Here is a 19,972-nt window from a genome sequence, read left to right as displayed (position 1 = left end):
TCTTCCCCTTCCCACCAGGACCGGAACCGGTCAATTCACGGTAGAACCAGGTGAGTCCACTGAGGAAGACCTGACGGGAATCCGGTTCCGCGCGCCCCGAAAGGTGATAGGCCGCGTCGGCGGCGGTATCACCACACCATGGACGAGGTGGTGTTCGAAGTGACGCGGCCGGTGCACTGTGCCCGTTGCCGCCGAGGTCCGCTGGAACGGCTGACGCGCACGGCCGGCGGGGCCCCGAGATGTCTGCCCTGCGCCGGGTTCGGGGGCCTGGTGTGGCTGCCCCGGGGCGACGCCGCGTTGACCCGTCGGGCCCGGGAGCGGAGCGCGGTGTGGCTGGTCGTCGTACGCCGCAACCGCAGGCGCGGGCGGTGGGAACGGCAGGGCCTGATGGTGGAACCGGAGGCGCTGGCGGGTGCGGTCGCGGCCTGCGCGGCGGACGCCGGGGCGCGGGCGGCGCGGCGGGAGCGGGACCGGGCGCGCCGGCTGCTGGCGGACCAGCGGTTCACGGCCGCGTTCGCGGCGGAGATCCTGCGCCTGTTCCCGGGGTGTCCGCCGGAGCGTGCGCGGGCCATCGCGGCGCACGCGGCGGAGCGCGGCAGTGGCCGGGTGGGGCGCACTCGGGCGGGTCGGGCCCTGGACGAGCAGGCGGTGTCGTTCGCGGTGCGGGCGGCGGTGCGGCACCTGGACACGGACTACGACGCCCGGCTGGCGGCGGGGGTGAACCGGTTCGAGGCGCGGGCACTGCTGGCGCCGCGCATCGACGCGATCCTGGCGGCCTGGCGGCGCGCCCCGGCGACCTCGCGGGACACGGCCGGGGCCGGTGCGGGGGCCGCGCCGGATCCGGGTCCGGGTCCCGTCGCGGAGGTCGCCTGACCGCGCGCGGGCCCGGCGGTGGACCGCCTCCGGGGTGCCGGCCGGCTCGGGGGGCCGGCACCCCGGGGCGGGGCGGAGCCGGGTCGGGTGCGGCCCGGGTTCAGGAGGTGGGGCGGAACCGCCGGTACAGCAGGACCCCGCCGAGCAGCAGGGCGCCGCCCGCCGGGGCGAGGTAGCCGATGCCCTCGGCGCCGGTCACGGCGAGGGCCGGACCGCCGTGGGTCTCCAGATTGGGCTGGCCGACCGGCTTGGCGGGGGGCTTGGGCGCGACGGGCTGCGCGGGCTTGCCGGGCGTGGGCCGGGCCGGCGGGGCCGGGGTGGGGGGCACGGGGCGGGGCGGGATGACCTCGCCGGGCTCGTTGACGGAGACGTTGCCGGTGGAACCGTTGCCGATGCCGACGACGTTGACGGAGTTGCCGCTCACGTTGACGGGGAGGGAGATCGGGAGCTGGATCGTGTTGCCGCTGATCACCCCTGCGGAATCCTTTCCGCTCCCCTGGGCCGACGCTCCCCCGCCGTTGCCCCCGTGCCCGCCGTGCCCACCGGCCTGGGTCCCGCCGCCCGCCCGCTCGGGTCCGGAGTGCCCGCCGTCGGGGGCCGCCTCGGCCGCGCCGCCGCCCTTGTTCGCGCAGGAGTTGCCGGCGGCCGGATTGAGCAGGCCCACGACGCTGACGGTGTTCCCGCACAGGTTCACGGGGGTGTTGACCGGCAGTTGGACGAGGTTCCCCGAGAGCAGGCCCGGCGAACGGGCGGCGCCGCCGCTCGCCCCCGAGTCGGCCTGGGCCAGACCGGCGGCCCCCACCGAGAACGCGCCTCCCACGACCACCGCAGCGATCAGGCCATTGCGACGAGTCTGCCGCATGAGATCTCCCTGTGTTTCCGGACGAGTTCGCGGGCGCTCCACCCGCACCGGAGACAACGCCGCCAACCCGTTCGGGTTATAGGGGCGTTAGGCATTTCACCCCATCGTGTACTGGGTAGTCCCTACAACATGACCGGTGACGCTCTGTTGTTGCTCGATGTCGACGGGCCGCTGAACCCGTTTCGCTCCCGTACCGCCCGGCTGCGCGGCTACCGGAGTCACCGCATGTCGCCCGCCGTGTGGTCGGCGCGCCAGGAACCGGGGTCCCGGGCCCTGCGACGCGGGCTGCGGGTGCTGCTGCACCCGGGCCACGGGGCGCGGATCACGGCCCTGCCGCTGCGCCCGGTGTGGGCGACGACCTGGACGCACCAGGCCAATGAGATGATCTCGCCCCGCGTCGGACTGCCCGGGGACCTGCCCGTGATCGGGTGGGCCGAACTGTTCCGGCCGGATCCGGACGGTCTGTACTGGAAGACCCGGGAGATCGTGGCCTGGGCCGCCGGCCGGCCCTTCGCCTGGGTCGACGACATGATCACCGAGCACGACGCGAGCTGGGTCGCCGCCCACCACCCGGGACCCGCGCTGCTGTTGCGGATCAGCCCCCGGAACGGGCTGCGCGAGCGGGACTTCACCACCCTGACCCGGTGGCACGCCTCCCTCGACCCCCACTGACCGGCCCCCACCGACCGACCCCCTCCTCAGTCCCCCCGCGCGACCTCCACCGGATCCGGGCCGGGCCGGCCGATCGGCCACCACACCTCCCCGGAGCCGCTCGCGCCACCGCTCGCGTCCACCCGCAGGTACGCGTACCAGAGCCCGTCCCGGCCGAGCCGCAGCTGCCGGTGCCCGGCGGGCGCGGTCAGCCGGTTGCGTTCGGGCCGGAACACGCCCTGCCCGGCCGCCAACAACGCCGGACGGGCCCGGTCGAAGGGGCCGGCCGGCGGGTCCCACTCCTCCTCGGCCGCCGCCAGCGCCGCCGGACCGCCCTGCCGCCAGGCCGCCGCCGCCCGCCCCAGGTCCTCCACCGAGCGGCCCTCCGCCGAGGCCAGCCTGCGGTACAGGGACCGGCCCGCGCCCGTCAGCCCGCCCGTGGGGTGCAGGGCGGCCAACCGGACCGCGTCCTGCCACCGGTCCAGGCCCGCGAACGGATCCCCCTCCCCCGCCGCCAGGGCCCGCGCCCGTTCCACCGCGTCCGCCACGAGCTGTTCCAGGGCGGCCGGATCGGGCGCCCCCGGCTCCGTCGGGAACCCCGGCGGCGGGCCCGGCACGGCCGGCCCGAGCGGCGCCGGCAGCGGCCCGAGGGGCCCGGCCCCGTGCACGGCCTCCCGCGCCGACACCCCCGGCAACTCCACCGCCGCGACCCGCGACCCGCCGACACCACGCCCGGCCTCGGGCCCCGCTTCGGCGACCGGGTCCGCCGCCGCGACCGCGCGGCGGGCCCGGGCCCGCGCCACCTCCGTCGCGAACGTCTCCGGGTCCCGCCCGCGCAACAGCCACAACACCCCCGGCTCCCGGTCCAGGAGCCGACCGACCCCCCGGCCCAGGGCCACCGCGTGCGGACAGCCCGGATGCCGCCCGGCCGGGCACGAGCACCGGCCCAGCACCTCGCCCGGAGCCGGCAACAGCGGCCCCGCCGTCTGCGCCGACACCAGCCCCGAGGCCAGGGCCGGCTCCGCCGCCGCCGTCCACACCGGGTCCGCGATCAGCTCCCGCCACCGCTCCGGCGACAGCACCGGCAGCCGCAGCTCGGTCCGGTACGGCCGGGGCCGTTCCCCGTCCCGCGCCGAGGCCATCACCAGCCCCGGGGTCAACGTCACCGCCTCGATCCGCACCCCCGCGGCCGGGTCCGCGGCCCCATCGACGCCCGGATCCGGGTCCGCGGGCAGGGCCAGGGCCCAGGCCCGCCCGCACCCGCTCTCGGCCCGCCCCGCCGGCAACGCCGCCAGACTGCGCCGCGAACCCTCCCGGCCGCCGATCACGCCGGCCTCCGCAGGGCCACCAGATCGGCCAACTGCCGGTCCGACAACTCGGTCGGCTCCCACGGACCACCGGCACCCGCGCCCACGATCGACTCGGCCAACGCCCGCTTCCCCGCCATCAGCTCCGCGATCCGGTCCTCGACCGTGCCCTCCGTCACCAGCCGGTGCACCTGCACCGGGCGGGTCTGCCCGATCCGGTGCGCCCGGTCGGTGGCCTGGTCCTCCACCGCCGGGTTCCACCACCGGTCGTAGTGCACGACGTGCCCGGCCCGGGTCAGGTTGAGGCCGGTGCCCGCGGCCCGCAACGACAGCAGGAACACCGGCACCCGCCCCTCCTGGAAGCGGTCCACCATCTCCTGCCGCCGCGCCACCGGCGTGGACCCGTCCAGCAGTTGGCACTCCACTCCCCGCGAGGCCAGGTGGGCGCGCAGGATCCGGGCCATCGTCACGTACTGCGTGAACACGAGCACCGACTCGCCCTCCGCGAGGATCGTGTCCAACAACTCGTCCAACAACGCCAACTTCCCCGACCGGCTGCCCGCCTGCCGCACCGGCCCCCCGCCCGGCCCCTGCTCCCCCAGGTACTGCGCCGGGTGGTTGCAGATCTGCTTCAACGTGGTCAACAACTTCATGATCAGACCGCGCCGGGCCATGCCCTCGCTCTCCCCGATCAACGCCATCGTCTCGTCCACCGCCGCCCGGTACAGCGCCACCTGCTCCCGGGTCAACGACACCGGATGGTCCGTCTCCGTCTTCGCCGGCAGCTCCGGCGCGATCCCCGGATCGGACTTGCGCCGACGCAACAGGAACGGCCGTACCAGCGCCGCCAGCCGCGCCACCGCCTCCTCGTTGCCGCCGTCCGCCTCGTTCTGCGATTCCACCGCCCGCGCGTGCCGGGCCCGGAACGAGGTCAACGGCCCCAACAGCCCCGGCGTGGTCCAGTCCAGCAGCGCCCACAGCTCGGACAGGTTGTTCTCGATGGGCGTCCCCGTCAACGCCACCCGGGCCGGCGCCGGAATCGTCCGCAAGGCCCGCGCCACCGCCGAACGCGGGTTCTTCAAGTGCTGCGCCTCGTCCGCGACCACCAGCGACCACGCCCGCTCGGCGAGCTGCGGCGCGGCCGTCCGCGCCGTCCCGTACGTGGTCAGCACGAAACCGCCCGTCACCCCGTCCAGGGTGCGGCCGGGCCCGTGGAACCGGCGCACGGGCACCCCGGGCGCGAAGCGCTCGATCTCCCGCTGCCAGTTCCCCAGCAGCGACGCCGGGCACACCACCAGCGTCGGCTCGGCCCGGTCCCGGGCCCGCAGCAGGTGCAGGGCGATCAGGGTGACGGTCTTGCCCAACCCCATGTCGTCGGCCAGGCACCCGCCCAGCCCGAGCGAGGTCATCCGGTCCAGCCACGCCACCCCGACCCGCTGGTAGCCACGCAGGGTCACCGCCAACCCGGGCGGATCGGGCAGCGCCGCAGCCCCGGCGGTCAGCCCGTCGCGCAACTCCCGCAGCACGCCGACCGGCACCACCGGCACCCGCTCCCCGTCCACCTCCGCACTGCCCGTGAGCCCCGCCACCAGGGCGTCCATCGGATCGAGGAGACCCAACTGCCGCTTGCGGGCCTTGCGCACGAGTTCGGGGTCGACGGGCACCCACCGGTCACGCAGCCGGATCACCGGCCGGCGCGCCGCCGCCAACTCGTCCATCTCGGCGGCCGTCAACCGGTCCCCGCCCAGCGCCAACTCCCACGAGAACGCGAACAGCCGCTCCGCGTCGAAGAACGCGGTGCCGTCCACCGCAGAACCCGGCGCCACCGGACGGATCACCGCCTCCGCCGTCAGGTCCCGCACCAGGTCCTTCGGCCACAGCACCTCCACCCCCGCCGCCGTGAGCCGGGGCGCGGCCGCCGTCAGCAGCTCCCACAGCTCGGCATCGGACAGGGCGAGCACGTCGGGCACCGGCCGGTCCACCAGCCGGGCCAGCGGCGGCCAGCACCGCGCCGCCCGACGCAGCGCCGCGACGGTGTCGGTGCGCGACCGGGGCGCGAACCCCGCGTCGGCCGTACCGGCCCACAGGCTCGCCGCGTCGGCCACCAGCGCCGGATCGGCCCGGTGCCGCACGTACGTCACGAGCGCCCCCGCCCGCCGCACCGTCCCGCCCGCACCGGCGTCCGTGCCGGTGTCCGCGTCCGCGTCCGGGGCCGGGGCCGAGGCCGGGTCCTCGTCGAAGAGCCGGAACGCCGACAGGTCCAGCCGCAGCGAGACCACGACCCCGCTGTCCCCCTCGGCGACCACCCGGTGCGCCCACACCCCGAGTTCCGGCGCCCGCGTCGGCTCCACCGCCCCGTACGCGGCCCCCGCGGCCGCACCGGCGGCCGGGGTGCGCGGCAGCGTGTCGGCCACGGCGTCCGCGGCGGCCCGCAGCAGCGCCTCCGGTTTCGGCAGCGTCAACGGGCGCCGCCCGGGCAGTGGTTCGGCGTGACCGGCGACGGGCATCGCGGCGGCCACGGCCCGCAGGTGCGCGGTGTCCTCCGCGTCCCACGGCCCGATCCGCCACACCGCCGTCCCGTCCCCGGTGAGCCCCGGCAGCAGCCGGCCCCGCCCCACCAGGTGCAGGGCGTGCCGCACGGCGGTGCCCCAGCACCGGCCCGTCGGATGCGCGTCCGCGAGGTACGGAGCCCGCGCGAGCAGCGGCAGGGCGTCGGCGACGGACACGCTGAGCGCGGGCACGCTCCGGGTCCGCACCCCCGCGCCGTGCGGCACGACCACGGACAGTTCCTCGACCCGCGGCCCGTCCCCATCCGCGGCCTCGGCCCCGTCGGCCGGCCCGGGCGGTGCCGGCGCGGCCCCCGACTCGCTCCAGAACAGAAAGCGCCCGGCCCTCGGCACCCCGGCGGGCCGGAACAGCACGGCGTGCCGCAGCAGGCCCTCCGTCAATCCCGTCACCCTCGCGCTCACCGCCCGCACCTCTCCCGTCGCACACCGTCGCGGCCCTGGTCAGAGCCGACAGAACCCGTTCGGCGAGTGTAGGCACGCACACCGACAACGGTGGATTTCGACCAGGGCCGGACGGGGTCCCCCGGGCCTCGGATCACCCCGCCCGGCGCACCCACCGCCCCTCGTCGGACCAGTCCCACGCGGGCCGGCCCGCGACGGCCACCGTCCGGAACGGCCGGCCCCCGTCGTCCACCCGGACCGTGCCCGAACCCCCCGGACCCGACCAGGACAGCTCCAGGTACCAGGCGCAGTCACAGCCCGTGGCCTCGGCCTCGAACCGCAGCACCACCGGGTCCCCGGCCGCCACCCGCAGCGGGAACCGGGGCGCGGGAATGCCCCCGTTCTCGTCCCCGCCGGCGACCGGCCGGGCCTGGGGACGCGGGGCGTCGAGGTTGACGCCGAGCACCGCCGGGGTCAGCACCCCGCCGCAGCCCACGGACATCCGGTACGCGTTCCACGCCGGCGGCACCTCGCGGCCCGCCACCCGCACCTCCACCCCGTGCAGCACCAGCGCCTCGTCCCCCGGGGCGTGCACCCCGACCTCCACGATCTGCCGGCCCCCGTGCACCGCCTGTTGGGCCGCCGCCCACTGCGGGGCGTCGGCGGCCGAGGGCGGGCCGGGCACCCGGGTGGGCGGCAGCGGGGACAGGTAGGTGTGATCGCAGCCGAAGGACCACACGTGGGACCGGACCGCGACCCGGGGCGCCCCGGCGCCCGACGAACGCCCCGGCGCGGCGGGACCGGCCCCGCCGGATCGGGTCGGCGCCGCGCCGGAGGCCGACGCGGAGGGTCCGGCCGAGGCCCCCGGCGTCCCGTCCGGGGACGCCGGGGTCCCCGAGACACCGGGCCCGACGGCCCGGGCCGACGCACCGGCGGTGGGCGGCGCCGAGGAACGCGCGGGCCCCGGCCCCGGCCCGGCACCGGGCCGCGCCGAAACGGTCCCCGCGCCGCCCGCCGGGGCCCCGACCGGACCCCGGGGAGCGGCGTCCCCGGGCAGGGTCCACGCCAACGCGGCGGCCACCAGCGCGGCCACCCCCGCCCCCGTCCACCCGGCCCGCCGCCGACGCCGCCGGTCCCCGAGCACGACCCGGCCCCCCACCGACAACCCCCCGCCGCCACCCACCACGGACAAGGCCACAGACACCGGCACCGGCACCGGCACCGGCACCCCAACACCCCCGGCCCCAGCCCCGTCGCCCGAACCGGCCCCGGCCCGGAACCCGGCCCCCGGGCCAGACCCGAACCCCGAGCCGGACCCCGAGCCGGACCCCGACCCGGACACCGACCCGGACCCCGACCCGGACCCGGACCCGGACACCGACCCGGACCCGGAGCCGGACACCGACCCGGACCCGGAGCCGGAGCCGGAGCCGGAGCCGGGCCCAGATCCCGAGCCGGGGCCGAACCCCGAGCCGGGGCCGGGGCCGAACCCGGACCCGGATCCCGAGCCGGAGACGGACCCCGAGCCGGGGACATCCCCGGTGGGGCGGGGCCCCTCTGGGGGCGGCACGGAGAGCCCGGTGGCCGGTCGCGACTCGGCCACCCCGGCCGCCCCCGCCGCCGGATCCTGCGCCACCCCGGCCACCCCGGCCGCCGGATCCTGGGCCGTGCCGGCCCCGGCTCCGCCGCCGTCGGCCGGCATCGGGGCCGGGGCCGGGGCCTGGGCCGAGGCCGGGGCCGGGGCCTGGGCCTGGGCCGAGGCCGGCGGCGGGATGCGGCCCCGGGTCTCCCGGAGGTGTCGGCGCCGGGCGTCCGCCAGCAGCCAGGCCCGGTGCAGGGCCAGGGCCTCCGAGCGGTCCGCCCCACAGGCCCGCGCGAAACGGTCCACCACCGCGAACTCCGCCGGCAGCGCGTCCCCCCGGCAGTACCGGTTCAACGTGGACGTGCTCGTGTGCAGGGCCCGCGCCAGCGTCCCGTAGCTCTTCCCCGACCGTTCCCGCACGCCCCGCAGCAACGCCGCGAACCGTCGCGCCTCCTCCGACCGGACCGCCGTCGATCCGTCCTCGTCCCTCACCGCACCCCGCCTCTCCTCCGGCCCGCACCCGCGGACCGCGCCTGTTCGCCCCACCCGTTCCCCCGGGTCGACCGTTCCACCCCGCCGTTCCACCCCCCGCCGTTCCCGCAGGTCAACCCGGGTGAAAGCGTTCCAGCTTCCCCGATCCGGGTGACAACCTGGTGGAACGCCCCGGTCGCCGGCCACTCTGATCCCGGGACGACCCGAGGGATCGACCCCCGGATCACCCACCCGAGTCACGGACCGCGCCTCCCACCGTCACCCGAAGGGCGACGCACGACGGGACCCGGCCGTCCACACACCACGACGCCATTCGCACCGAACGGGGATGCACCACATGTCCAAGCGCTTCACGGCGGGCCTGACCGCCCTCCTCTCCGCCACCGCCGCCCTCGCCCTGGGACTCGGCACCGCCGGCGCCGCCGGCGCCGCGCCCACCGCCCCCGGCTTCCTCGTCGGGACAGACCTGCCGCCGCACCCCTCCTCCCCCTGGTACACGGGCGAGGTCACCGCCGGCGCCCCGGAGACCACCCCCTTCTGCCTGGACGGGGTGATCCCCGCCAACGGCACCTGGCACCGCCAGTTCGGCACCGAGTACGACACCGGCGCCACGCAGGTCTCCGTGCGCACCGGCTCCGAGGCCGCCGCCAAGCAGCTCGCCACGAAGCTGCGCTCCAAGGTCGCGGCCTGCGCCGCCGACTGGCTCCGCACCACCCCCGGCGGCACCGCCTCCTGGCAGGACTACGGCCCGCTGAAGGTCGAGGAGGGCGCGCACGTCTACGGGGTCCACACCTCGATCCCGGAGTCGGAGCCGGGCGTGCACCTCTTCGGGATCGGCCGTGACGGCACCACGGTCACGGTGGTCACCTGGGGCCAGATGGGATACCTGACCGACGCACCCGTACCGGCCTTCAAGAAGACCACCACCACGGCCGTGAACAAGCTCCACTGAGCCGAGCCGCACCGAGCCACGCCGGAACGGGCCGCGCCGGGTCCGGCGTGACCTCGCCCCCGTCGGGTAGACGCCGACCGGCGGGGGCGAGGACGGGACCGGACGGCACCGGTCGGGACCGGGAAGGCGGTGAGTGGCCGTGCGTTCCGGGGACGAGCCGACGACGGCCCGCAGCCCCCTGCGGCTGCGTCGCGTACTGAGTCTGTGGGGCCTGCTGTGGGCGGTGGTGGGGACCGTCGCCTTCGTCCTGCTCGGCGAGCCCGGTTGGGCCGCCGCCGGTGGTGTCCTGGCCCTGATCTGCCTGCTGGACCTGCTCCTGGTGCTGCACCGGATGCGCCAGGGCCCGCATTGGCAGCCCGGTCCCGAGGTCCCGCCCTACCACCCCCCGGACCCTGGTCCTCGCAAACCCGGTGCGCCACCCCGGGGCGGGGCCCCAGGATGAGCCCATGACCGAAGACACCACCGTGACCCCCACCGTGACCAGGACCCCTTCGCCCCTGACCGGCGACGAACGCGAGACCCTCACCGGCATGCTCCAGTGGCAGCGGGACACCCTGGCCTGGAAGTGCTCGGGGCTCACCCCCGAACAGCTCCGCACCCCCGCCGTGGCCCCCTCCGGGCTCACCCTGCTCGGCCTGGTGCGTCACCTGGCCGAGGTGGAGCGCGGATGGTTCCAGGAGACCTTCGTCTCGCGCGGCACCAAGGCCCGCTACCCGCAGGACGAGTCCGGGGAGTGGACCGAGTTCCACGTCGCCGACGCCGATCCCGAGGAGGCGTTCGCGTACTGGCGGGAGTGCTGCGACCGCTCCCGGGAGATCGTGGCCGCCGCGCCCGACCTCGCGGCCGTCGGCAGCCACGAGGGCGAGGAGTACTCGTTGCGCTGGATCCTGGCCCACATGATCGAGGAGTACGCGCGGCACAACGGGCACGCGGACCTGCTGCGGGAGGCCCTGGACGGCAGCACCGGCGAGTAGCGGCGGGTCAGGCGGCCGGTTCGGCTCCGATCCGGTCCAGTTCCTCCAGGGCCGCGAGCCACGGGAACAGCGGGGGCGCGTCCGGTCCGACGGGGCCGGGCGTGAACCCGCCCTCCCCGTACAGGACGCGCACGCCGGCCTCGCGGAGCACCGCGAGGGTGCGGTCGAAGCGGGGGTGGGCGGCCAGGCCCTCGTTCAGGCAGGGCATGGTGACCACGGGGGTGCCCTTGCCGAGGGCCTCGGCGACCACGCCGACGACGAAACGGTCGGTGAGGCCGAGGGCCCACGCGTTGAGGGAGTTGAACGTGGCGGGCGCGAACAGGATCGCGTCGGCGGGCGGCCACAGGTCCGGGTCGCCGGGCATCTTGTACGCGCTGCGCACGGGGTGGCCGGTGAGGGTGGCCAGGCCGCCCAGGCTTTCGGCCACCCAGTGGGCGGCCGTGGGCGTCAGTCCGAGGCAGACGTCCCAGCCCCGGGCCTGGGCGTGCTCGACGACGTGGGCCACGTCGAACACGGGTGGGGCGCCGGCACAGAACAGGTAGAGAGTCCTCGTCATACCGACATGTGATCACATGACGGGGCCCGGGGCCGACTCACGGGCTCAGGCTCCGTCGAATCCCGCGGCCTTGAGGTACTCGGGGCGGGGGTCGAGGGCGGCCGCCAACCGGAAGTGTCGTCGGGCCCGTTCGGGGCGGCCGGCGCGTTCGTGGGTGCGGGCCAGCGCGAAGTGGGCGAAGGCGTTGTCGGGTTCGCGTTCCAGGACCAGCTCGAATTCGAGCTCGGCGGGACGCAGTTGCGCGGCCGCGAAGAAGGCGCGGGCCCGCAGGAGACGGGCCGCGGTGTTCTCGGGGTGGGCGGCGATGACGGAGTCGAGGAGTTTGACGGCTCCGCGCGGGTCCCGGCCGTCGAGGAGCTGTTCGGCGGCCCGGAAGTCGATGACGTGGGTCACCGCGTCGGCGGGGGTCGGCGGGCGGTCGGGGCCGGTGGGCCGGTGGTCGTGCTGCTCGGGGCCCGGCTCGGGTGCCGGCGTGGCTGCGGACATGTGTGTCTTCTTCCCTTCTCCCGCCTCACGGATGCCCGCCGGCATCGGCGCGGGCGGTGAGTTCCTCCCAGACCTTGCGGACCTGGGGGGCGAGGTCGGCCAGCGGTCCGTCGTTGTCGACGACGAGGGTCGCGATGGCCAGTCGGTCGGCCCGGTCGGCTTGGGCGGCCATCCGGTTGCGGGCCTCGTCCTCGGGCATGCCGCGCAGGTTGGTCAGTCGGTGCAGTTGGGTCTCGGGCCGGGCGTCCACCACGACGACGAGGTCGTAGAGGGGGGCGAGGCCGTTCTCGGTGAGCAGCGGCACGTCGTGGACGACGATGGCCTCGGGTCCGGCGGCCGCTTCCAGTTCCGCCGAGCGGGCCCCGACCAGGGGGTGCACGATCCGGTTGAGGACGGCGAGCCGGTCGGGGTCGGCGAAGACGAGGGAGCCGAGGCGGGGCCGGTCGAGGGTTCCGTCGGGGGTGAGGATCTCGGGGCCGAAGGCGTCGACGACGGCGGCGAGCCCGGGGGTGCCGGGTTCGACCACTTCGCGCGCGATCCGGTCGGCGTCCACGACGACCGCCCCGTATTGGGCGAGGAGGCGTGACACCTCGCTCTTGCCGGCTCCGATTCCGCCTGTCAGGCCCACTTTCAGCATGTCCGCAGCCTACGGGGTGGCCTGCCCCGACCCACAGGGGTCGGGGCCTCCCGGTCGGCTCAGCCCTCGCCTTCGCGTTCGGCGAGGAACTTCTCGAATTCGCGGCCGATCTCGTCGGCGGAGGGGATCTCGACGGGTTCGGCGAGCATGTTGCCGCGGGTCTCGGCGCCGGCGACCGCGTCGTACTGGTGCTCCAGCCCTCGGACGAGGGCGACGAGTTCCTCGTCCCCTTCGCCGATCTGCCGGTCGATCTCGGTCTGGGTGCGGTGGGCCTCGGTGCGCAGCGCGTGGGCGACTCCGGGGAGGACCAGGCCGGTGGCGGCGGTGATCGCTTCCAGGGCGGTGAGGGAGGCGTCCGGGTAGGGGGAGCGGGCCACGTAGTGCGGGACGTGGGCGGCGACGCCGAGGACGTCGTGTCCGGCCTGGGCGAGGCGGAACTCGACGAGGGATTCGGCGCTGCCGGGGACCTGGGCCTCTTCGAAGGGGCTGGTGTGACCGGGCATCAGGTCGGTGCGGTTGCCGTGCGGGGTGATGCCGACGGGCCGGGTGTGCGGGACGCCCATGGGGATGCCGTGGAAGTTGACGGCGAGGCGGACCCGGAGGCGTTCGACGATCTGGCGGACGGCGCGCGCGAACAGTTCCCATTCCGTGTCGGGTTCGGGTCCGGACAGGAGGAGGAAGGGGGCGCCGGTGGTGTCCTGGACGATCCGGACGTCGAGGCGGGGTTCCTCGTAGTCGCTCCAGTGGTCACGGGTGAACGTGAGCAGGGGGCGGCGGGCCCGGTAGTCGACGAGGCGGTCGCTGTCGAAGCTGGCGACGACCTGGTGCGGGAGGGTGTCCAGCATGCGTTCGACGATCTGTTCGCCGGTGTCCCCGGCGTCGATGTAGCCCTCGAAGTGGTAGAGCATGACCAGTCCGGCGGACTCCTGGGCCAGGGCCATGTCGGCCACCGCGAGGCCCTTCTCGTCCCACGTGTACAGGGTCTTGGGATCCCGAGCCACCGTCACCACTCCTCCACTCCTCCGGCCGCTGTCTGTTGTGACCAACATCGTCGCGGGCCCTGCCATTCCCGGTGGGCGGAAAAACACGGGGAAGGCCCGCCCCCCGAAGGGGACGGGCCTTCCCCGTGGTGTCACGACCGCGCGTCACCGCGCGGTGCGCGCCGTGATCAGCTCTGGCCGCCGGCCAGCTTCTCGCGGAGCGCGGCCAGGGCCTCGTCGGAGGCCAGGGCGCCGGCGTTGTCGTCCGACTCCGAGGAGTACGAGCCACCGGAGATGCTGCCCGAACCGGCGTTGCCGGTCGCGGCCGGGGCGGTCGCACCCTCGGCCTCGGCGGCGGCGTCGGCCTCGCGGCTCTTGATGACCTGCGCCTGGTGCTGCTCGAAGCGAACCTGCGCCTCGGCGTACTGGCGCTCCCACTCCTCGCGCTGCTTCTCGAAGCCCTCGAGCCAGTCGTTGGTCTCGGGGTCGAAGCCCTCGGGGTAGATGTAGTTGCCCTGGTCGTCGTAGGACGCGGCCATGCCGTACAGGGTCGGGTCGAACTCGACCGACGCCGGGTCGGCACCGAAGGACTCGTTGGCCTGCTTGAGGGACAGCGAGATCCGGCGACGCTCGAGGTCGATGTCGATGACCTTGACGAAGATCTCGTCGTTGACCTGGACGACCTGCTCCGGGATCTCCACGTGGCGCTCGGCCAGCTCGGAGATGTGGACCAGACCCTCGATGCCCTCGTCGACGCGGACGAACGCACCGAACGGAACCAGCTTGGTGACCTTGCCGGGGACGACCTGGCCGATCTGGTGGGTGCGGGCGAACTGCTGCCACGGGTCTTCCTGGGTCGCCTTCAGCGACAGGGAGACGCGCTCGCGGTCCATGTCCACGTCGAGGACCTCGACGGTGACTTCCTGACCGACCTCGACGACCTCGGACGGGTGGTCGATGTGCTTCCAGGACAGCTCCGAGACGTGCACGAGGCCGTCGACGCCACCCAGGTCCACGAACGCACCGAAGTTGACGATCGAGGAGACGACGCCGGAGCGGACCTGGCCCTTCTGCAGGGTGGTGAGGAAGGTCTGGCGGACCTCGGACTGGGTCTGCTCGAGCCAGGCGCGGCGGGACAGGACCACGTTGTTGCGGTTCTTGTCCAGCTCGATGATCTTCGCCTCGAGCTCCTTGCCCACGTAGGGCTGGAGGTCGCGGACGCGACGCATCTCGACCAGCGAGGCCGGGAGGAAGCCGCGGAGGCCGATGTCGAGGATGAGACCACCCTTGACGACCTCGATGACGGTACCGGTGACGATGCCGTCTTCTTCCTTGATCTTCTCGATGGTGCCCCAGGCGCGCTCGTACTGGGCGCGCTTCTTCGAGAGGATCAGGCGGCCTTCCTTGTCCTCCTTCTGGAGAACCAGGGCCTCGATCTCGTCGCCGACCTTGACGACCTCGTTCGGGTCGACGTCGTGCTTGATCGAGAGTTCGCGGCTCGGGATGACGCCTTCGGTCTTGTAACCGATGTCGAGCAGGACCTCGTCCCGGTCGACCTTCACGATGACGCCGTCGACGATGTCGCCGTCGTTGAAGTACTTGATCGTCTCGTCGATCGCGGCGAGGAAGGCTTCCTCGTTACCGATGTCGTTGACCGCAACCTGCGGAGTGGTGGCGGTGGTCTCGGTGCTGCTCGTCATGTGGGAAAGGGCTCCGGTTACGGACAGAAGGTCGTAGGTACTGCAACGCCGTGAGCCCTTATCGCCATCTGATACGCCGGACAGCCAAGGAGGCCCTTGAAGGTCGCCGGTCCGCGGGGCGGAAAACGAACGACAGGGCCTCGAAAACCGAGGGGACTGCAACAGATGCGAGCGCAGCCTGCTAGGTCTGAGGAGCGCAGGCCCGCGACGCAACTTGTAGCATACGGGGGCGGCCGGGCAGGGTCAATGCGCGAAGGCGCACACCCGGGGCGGATCGCCCCATTCCCGGCACAACTCGTGGGCCGCGCACCCGAAAAAGGGTGTTCGCACCACTTCCGTGCCGCACTCCCCGGACCCCGTGCGACGCCGGTGTCCCGGCTTCGTCCGTGCGCGTCCGGACCGATCGATTGGCCTCGAATGACCTCGAAGAATACGACCACGGGCCCCGCGTTCCAAGGGGGCGAAACCTCCGAAGAACCGTACGGGACGGGGATCACTTCGGACGAGGAGGCCGAGGCCACCCGCCGTGAGGCCACGGACGCGGAGAGCAGTCGGGCCAATCGCGGCTGGTGGGACCGCAACGCCGACGAGTACCAGAGCGATCACGGGGCGTTCCTGGGCGACGACCGCTTCGTGTGGGGTCCGGAGGGCCTGGACGAGGAGACGGCGGGGCTGCTGGGGCCGGTCGAGGGGCTCGCGGGCAAGGACGTGCTGGAGATCGGCGCGGGGGCCGCGCAGTGTTCGCGCTGGCTGGCCGCGCGCGGGGCCCGGGCGGTGGCCCTGGACCTCTCGCACCGGCAGTTGCAGCACGCGCTGCGACTGTCGGACGGGGACGGGGCGCCGCCGGCGCTGGTGGAGGCGGACGCGGGGGCGCTGCCGTTCCGGGACGGCGCCTTCGACCTGGTGTGTTCGGCGTACGGGGCGATCCCGTTCGTGGCCGATCCGGTGGCGGTGTTCACGGAGGTGCGGCGGGTGCTGCGGCCGGGGGGCCGGTGGGTGTTCTCGGTGACGCACCCGATCCGGTGGGCGTTCCCGGACGAGCCGGGGCCGGAGGGTCTGTCGGTGGCGGCCTCGTACTTCGACCGGACCCCGTACGTGGAGCAGGACGAGCGGGGCGAGGCCGTGTACGTGGAGCACCACCGGACGGTGGGCGACCGGGTGCGGGAGCTGGTGGCGGCGGGGTTCCGGATCCGGGACCTGGTGGAGCCGGAGTGGCCCGCGTGGAACGGGCAGGAGTGGGGGGGCTGGTCCCCGTTGCGCGGGAACCTGATCCCCGGGACCGCGATCTTCGTCTGCGACCGGGACTGAGGCCGACATGAGCACCCCGCCCTCCCCCGCGTCCCCCTCCCCCTCCCCCGCGTCGCGCGTGCGCGCGCGTGAGCTGGCCGCGCTGCCGGTGGGTTCCGCGCTGCCCGGTCTGCGGGCCGCCCTGGTCGAGGGGGCGGGCGCGGCCGTGCTGTGCGCGCCGCCGGGCACGGGCAAGACCACGCTGGTGCCCTTGGCGCTGGCCGGCCTGTTGCCGGCGGGTTCGGGGTTCGGGGGCGGGCCGGCGCGGCGGGTGCTGGTGGCGGAGCCGCGTCGGATCGCGGCGCGGGCGGCGGCGCGGCGGATGGCGTGGTTGTTGGGCGAGCGGGTCGGGGAGTCGGTGGGGTTCACGGTGCGCGGGGAGCGCGTGGTGGGTCCGGACTGTCGGGTGGAGGTGGTGACCACCGGGGTGCTGTTGCGGCGGTTGCAGCGGGACCAGGAGTTGTCGGGGGTGGATCTGGTGGTCCTCGACGAGTGTCACGAGCGGCATCTGGACGCGGACACGGTGGCGGCGTTCCTGTGTGACGTGCGGGCGGCGCTGCGGCCGGAGCTGGGGTTGATCGCGGCGTCGGCGACGACGGACGCGGCGGGCTGGGCGGGGCTGCTGGGTGCGGGGCCGGGGCGGCCGGCGCCGGTGGTGGAGGCGGCGGGGACGGCGCACGAGGTGGCGGTGGTGTGGGCGCCGCCGCCGGTGGCGGTGCGTCCGCCGCGCGGGACGCGGGTGGATCCGGTGTTCTTGGCGCACGTGGCCTCGGTGGTGCGGCGGGCGCTGGCGGAGCGGCCGGGGGACGTGCTGTGTTTTCTGCCGGGGGTCGGGGAGATCGCGCGGGTGGCGGGGGCGCTGGGTGAGGTGCGGGACACCTCGGGGGCGGTGGTGGAGGTGTTGCGGGTGCACGGGCGGGCGCCGGCGGAGGTGCAGGACGCGGTGTTGTCGGGGGCGGGCGCGGGGCGGCGTCGGGTGGTGTTGGCGACGGCGGTGGCCGAGTCGAGCCTGACGGTGCCCGGGGTGCGGGTGGTGGTGGACGCGGGTCTGGCGCGGGAGCCGCGGATGGATCACGCGCGGGGCATGGGCTCGCTGGTGACCGTGCGGGCCTCGCGGGCCTCGGGCCGGCAGCGGGCGGGGCGGGCCGGGCGGGAGGCGCCGGGGGCGGTGTACCGGTGTTGGGCGGAGGCGGAGGAGCGGACGTTGCCGGCGTTCCCGACGCCGGAGATCCGGTTGGCGGATCTGACCTCGTTCGCGTTGCAGGTGGCGTGCTGGGGTGATCCGGACGCCTCGGGTCTGGCGTTGGCGGACGCGCCGCCGGCGGGGGCCCTGGCGGCGGGTCGGGCGGTGTTGTCGGCGGTGGGCGCGGTGGACGACGCGGGCCGGGTCACGGCGCGCGGTGCGCGGATGGCGCGGTCGGGGCTGCATCCGCGGGCGGCGCGGGCGCTGCTGGACGGGGCCTCGGTGGTGGGTGCGCGGCGGGCGGCGGAGGTGGTGGCGCTGTTGTCGGAGGAGCCGCCCCGGGAGTACGGGGAGGACCTCGCGGAGGTGTGGCGGGTGGTGCGGCGCGGCGGTGAGGGCTATCCGCGACGGTGGCGGGAGGAGGCGCGGCGGCTGGCGAGGGCGGTGGGGTCCGCGGCGGGCCCGGCCGACGGGGGCTCGGGGCTGTCGGACGAGGCTGCGGCCGGTCTGGTGGTGGCCTTGGCGTTCCCGGAGCGGGTGGCGCGGGCCAAGGGCGGCGCGGACGGGACGGGCGCGGGCTGGTTGACGGTCTCGGGCACGGGGGTGACGGCGTCGGAGGGTTCGCGGTTGCGCGGGGCGCGGTGGTTGGCGGTGGCGGTCGCGGACCGGGGCGGGGACGCGGCGTCGGCGCGGGTGCGGTCGGGTGCGGCGGTGTCGGAGGCGGACGCGCGGTCGGCGGCGGCGCACCTGGCGTCGGCGGGCACGGAGGTGGTGTGGCGGGACGGGGACGTGGTCGCGCGGGAGGTGGAGCGTTTGGGGGCCGTGGAGTTGACGGTGCGTCCGGTACGGGATCCGGATCCGGCGCTGGTGCGGGAGGCGCTGTTGGCGGGGTTGCGGGCGGAGGGCCCGGGGTTGTTGCGCTGGTCGGAGCGGGCGGTGTCGCTGCGGGCGCGGTTGGGTTTCCTGGCCCGGGCTCGGGGCGGGGCGTGGCCGGCGGTGGACGACGCGTCGCTGGTGGCGCGGGCCGGGGAGTGGCTGGAGCCGGAGCTGTCGCGGGCGCGGCGGCGGGCGGATCTGGGGCGGATCGACGCGGGCGCGGCCTTGGAGCGCTTGTTGCCGTGGGCGAGCGGGGAGGCCACGCGGTTGGACGTGTGGGCGCCGGAGCGGATCGAGGTGCCGAGCGGTTCGCGGGTGCGGGTGGACTATTCGGGCGAACAGCCGGTGTTGGCGGTGAAGTTGCAGGAGTTGTTCGGGTGGACGGCGACGCCTCGGGTGGGGGGTGAGCCGGGGGTGCCGGTGGTGGTGCACCTGTTGTCGCCGGCGGGCCGGCCGGCGGCGGTGACGGCGGATCTGGAGTCGTTCTGGCGGGAGGGGTACCGGGCGGTGCGGGCGGAGTTGCGGGGCCGGTACCCGAGGCATCCGTGGCCGGAGGACCCGGGTTCGGCGACGGCGACGCGGTACACGAAGGCCCGCTCGGGCGGGTAGCGGGCCGGTTCGGGGGCGTCGTGGGGGCCGCTCAGGCGGGGGCGGGGGCCTCGTCGGGGCGGGTGCGGCGGTCGCGGACCTCCAGGAGGAGGGCGAGGAGGAAGAGGAGCACGCCGAGGCCGGCGAGGCCGAGGGGGGCCCAGGTGTGCAGGGCCAGGACCATGACGCGGTTGGCGGAGACCAGGTCGACGGTGTGCCGGACGTAGTCCTCGCGCATCTTGACGTGCCCGGAGAAGGCGGTGAGGCGGCCCTCGGGGGCGGAGGCGGCGATGCCGCCGCGGAGTTCCTGGTCCATGACCTGCTCACCGTTGACGGGGGCGCCGGTGACGGGGTCGACCCAGAACATGCGCTTGGCGGTGTACCAGAGGGTGGTGCCGGTGGTCTTCTCGATGGTGGTGGGGTCGATGCCGGGGATGGGCATCTTCTTGGGCATGGCGACCTTGGTCCAGGGGACCGTCTGCTCGTAGTAGTAGACCTCCATGCCGCGGAAGGTGCGGGTGCCCACGTAGTGGATGGGTGCGGAGGTGCGGGTCTGGGCGTCGAAGTAGAGGTAGTCGCGGGGTTCGGTGAAGAACGGCCACTTGAACTCGATGCCCTCGCGGCGGACGGGGTCGCCGTCGACCATCTCGCCGCCGGCGTGCACGGGTTCCTGGGTGTGGGCGTCGAACACGTAGCGTTCGGGGATGGCGGAGACCATCTTGCCGTCGGGGCCGGCGACGTAGGAGAGGGAGTCCCAGACGACGACGTCGCGGCCGGCGGTCCTCTCGACCTTGCGGGATTCCTCGACGTTGCCCTTGAGGGTCTGGACGATGGTGACCTTGTCGACCTTCTTGGGCTTCATGCCGCCGGTGTAGTCGAGGAGGGTCGCGTTCCGGGCCTCCAGGACCACCTCCTGGTACTGGTTGGCCGGGATCTTGGCCAGGCGCGGGTAGGCGTACCAGCGCAGGAGGGGCGAGAGGGCGAGGCAGAAGGCCGCCAGGGCCACCAGGACGAGACTCGCGCGGCGTCGCATGGGCG

The 19,972-nt window shown here is 75.1% G+C and carries 17 protein-coding genes; 7 read left to right on the top strand and 10 right to left on the bottom strand.

From position 1 onward, the window contains the following. The first annotated feature begins 138 nt into the window (after positions 1 to 138). Positions 139 to 873, top strand: coding sequence for a DUF2293 domain-containing protein (locus ACN20G_RS20930; RefSeq protein WP_424214333.1), 735 nt, complete (start codon positions 139 to 141; stop codon positions 871 to 873). Between the two features lie 100 nt (positions 874 to 973). Here ACN20G_RS20930 and ACN20G_RS20925 read toward each other — a convergent pair whose 3' ends face one another. Next, positions 974 to 1,735, bottom strand: a complete 762-nt coding sequence (locus ACN20G_RS20925) for a chaplin (protein WP_424214332.1) — start codon at positions 1,733 to 1,735, stop codon at positions 974 to 976. A gap of 129 nt (positions 1,736 to 1,864) precedes the next feature. Here ACN20G_RS20925 and ACN20G_RS20920 point away from each other — a divergent pair, with 129 nt between their 5' ends. Further along, on the top strand, positions 1,865 to 2,407 hold the full coding sequence (locus tag ACN20G_RS20920; RefSeq protein ID WP_424214331.1) for an HAD domain-containing protein: 543 nt from the start codon (positions 1,865 to 1,867) through the stop codon (positions 2,405 to 2,407). A 26-nt stretch (positions 2,408 to 2,433) separates the two neighbouring features. Here the strand turns inward: ACN20G_RS20920 and ACN20G_RS20915 are convergent, their stop codons facing one another. From ACN20G_RS20915 to ACN20G_RS20905, 3 genes are all read right to left on the bottom strand, one after another. After that, positions 2,434 to 3,714, bottom strand: coding sequence for a hypothetical protein (locus tag ACN20G_RS20915; protein ID WP_424214330.1), 1,281 nt, complete (start codon positions 3,712 to 3,714; stop codon positions 2,434 to 2,436). Beyond that, entirely contained in the window at positions 3,711 to 6,662 is a 2,952-nt protein-coding gene (locus tag ACN20G_RS20910) for a DEAD/DEAH box helicase (RefSeq protein ID WP_424214329.1), read from the bottom strand. Before ACN20G_RS20910 ends, ACN20G_RS20915 begins: the two co-directional genes overlap by 4 nt. A gap of 133 nt (positions 6,663 to 6,795) precedes the next feature. Further along, positions 6,796 to 8,715 carry a helix-turn-helix domain-containing protein gene (locus ACN20G_RS20905; RefSeq protein WP_424214328.1) on the bottom strand — a complete coding sequence of 640 codons (1,920 nt, stop codon included), beginning with the start codon at positions 8,713 to 8,715 and terminating at the stop codon, positions 6,796 to 6,798. Between the two features lie 337 nt (positions 8,716 to 9,052). On the opposite strand from ACN20G_RS20905, the gene ACN20G_RS20900 reads away from it, so the two are divergent. The 3 genes from ACN20G_RS20900 to ACN20G_RS20890 all read left to right on the top strand — a co-directional run bounded on the left by ACN20G_RS20900 (position 9,053) and on the right by ACN20G_RS20890 (position 10,641). Next, positions 9,053 to 9,667, top strand: coding sequence for a hypothetical protein (locus ACN20G_RS20900; RefSeq protein ID WP_424214327.1), 615 nt, complete (start codon positions 9,053 to 9,055; stop codon positions 9,665 to 9,667). A gap of 133 nt (positions 9,668 to 9,800) precedes the next feature. Next, complete coding sequence (locus ACN20G_RS20895; RefSeq protein WP_424214326.1) at positions 9,801 to 10,109, top strand: DUF6343 family protein; 309 nt, start codon at positions 9,801 to 9,803, stop codon at positions 10,107 to 10,109. A 4-nt stretch (positions 10,110 to 10,113) separates the two neighbouring features. Continuing rightward, a complete protein-coding gene (locus ACN20G_RS20890) occupies positions 10,114 to 10,641 on the top strand; it encodes a DinB family protein (RefSeq protein ID WP_424214325.1) in 528 nt (175 codons plus the stop codon). A 7-nt stretch (positions 10,642 to 10,648) separates the two neighbouring features. Here ACN20G_RS20890 and ACN20G_RS20885 read toward each other — a convergent pair whose 3' ends face one another. The 5 genes from ACN20G_RS20885 to rpsA form a co-directional block, all read right to left on the bottom strand. Then, entirely contained in the window at positions 10,649 to 11,197 is a 549-nt protein-coding gene (locus ACN20G_RS20885; protein ID WP_424214324.1) for a flavoprotein, read from the bottom strand. 45 nt (positions 11,198 to 11,242) lie between these two features. Continuing rightward, positions 11,243 to 11,683, bottom strand: coding sequence for a tetratricopeptide repeat protein (locus ACN20G_RS20880; protein ID WP_424214323.1), 441 nt, complete (start codon positions 11,681 to 11,683; stop codon positions 11,243 to 11,245). 25 nt (positions 11,684 to 11,708) lie between these two features. Next, the gene (gene coaE / locus ACN20G_RS20875) at positions 11,709 to 12,320 is read right to left on the bottom strand and encodes a dephospho-CoA kinase (RefSeq protein ID WP_424214322.1); all 612 of its coding nucleotides are present in this window, start codon (positions 12,318 to 12,320) and stop codon (positions 11,709 to 11,711) included. Positions 12,321 to 12,379: 59 nt separating this feature from the next. Continuing rightward, positions 12,380 to 13,261: a PAC2 family protein gene (locus ACN20G_RS20870; RefSeq protein WP_424215613.1), complete on the bottom strand. Its 882-nt coding sequence runs from the start codon at positions 13,259 to 13,261 to the stop codon at positions 12,380 to 12,382. A 227-nt stretch (positions 13,262 to 13,488) separates the two neighbouring features. Beyond that, positions 13,489 to 15,000 carry a 30S ribosomal protein S1 gene (gene rpsA, locus ACN20G_RS20865; RefSeq protein ID WP_424214321.1) on the bottom strand — a complete coding sequence of 504 codons (1,512 nt, stop codon included), beginning with the start codon at positions 14,998 to 15,000 and terminating at the stop codon, positions 13,489 to 13,491. A gap of 417 nt (positions 15,001 to 15,417) precedes the next feature. Here rpsA and ACN20G_RS20860 point away from each other — a divergent pair, with 417 nt between their 5' ends. Together ACN20G_RS20860 and hrpB are read left to right on the top strand one after the other, a co-directional pair. Beyond that, the gene (locus ACN20G_RS20860) at positions 15,418 to 16,308 is read left to right on the top strand and encodes a class I SAM-dependent methyltransferase (RefSeq protein ID WP_424214320.1); all 891 of its coding nucleotides are present in this window, start codon (positions 15,418 to 15,420) and stop codon (positions 16,306 to 16,308) included. Positions 16,309 to 16,315: 7 nt separating this feature from the next. Next, positions 16,316 to 18,955, top strand: a complete 2,640-nt coding sequence (gene hrpB, locus ACN20G_RS20855) for an ATP-dependent helicase HrpB (protein ID WP_424214319.1) — start codon at positions 16,316 to 16,318, stop codon at positions 18,953 to 18,955. Positions 18,956 to 18,986: 31 nt separating this feature from the next. On the opposite strand, the gene ACN20G_RS20850 is transcribed toward hrpB, so the two are convergent. Beyond that, complete coding sequence (locus tag ACN20G_RS20850; protein WP_424214318.1) at positions 18,987 to 19,967, bottom strand: DUF3068 domain-containing protein; 981 nt, start codon at positions 19,965 to 19,967, stop codon at positions 18,987 to 18,989. Positions 19,968 to 19,972: the final 5 nt, after the last annotated feature.

Origin of the sequence: Streptomyces dryopteridis, assembly GCF_049606955.1 — a bacterium.
Lineage (GTDB): Bacteria > Actinomycetota > Actinomycetes > Streptomycetales > Streptomycetaceae > Streptomyces.
Note: the sequence above shows the minus strand (reverse complement) of the source record. Positions and strands in the feature narration are given on the sequence as shown.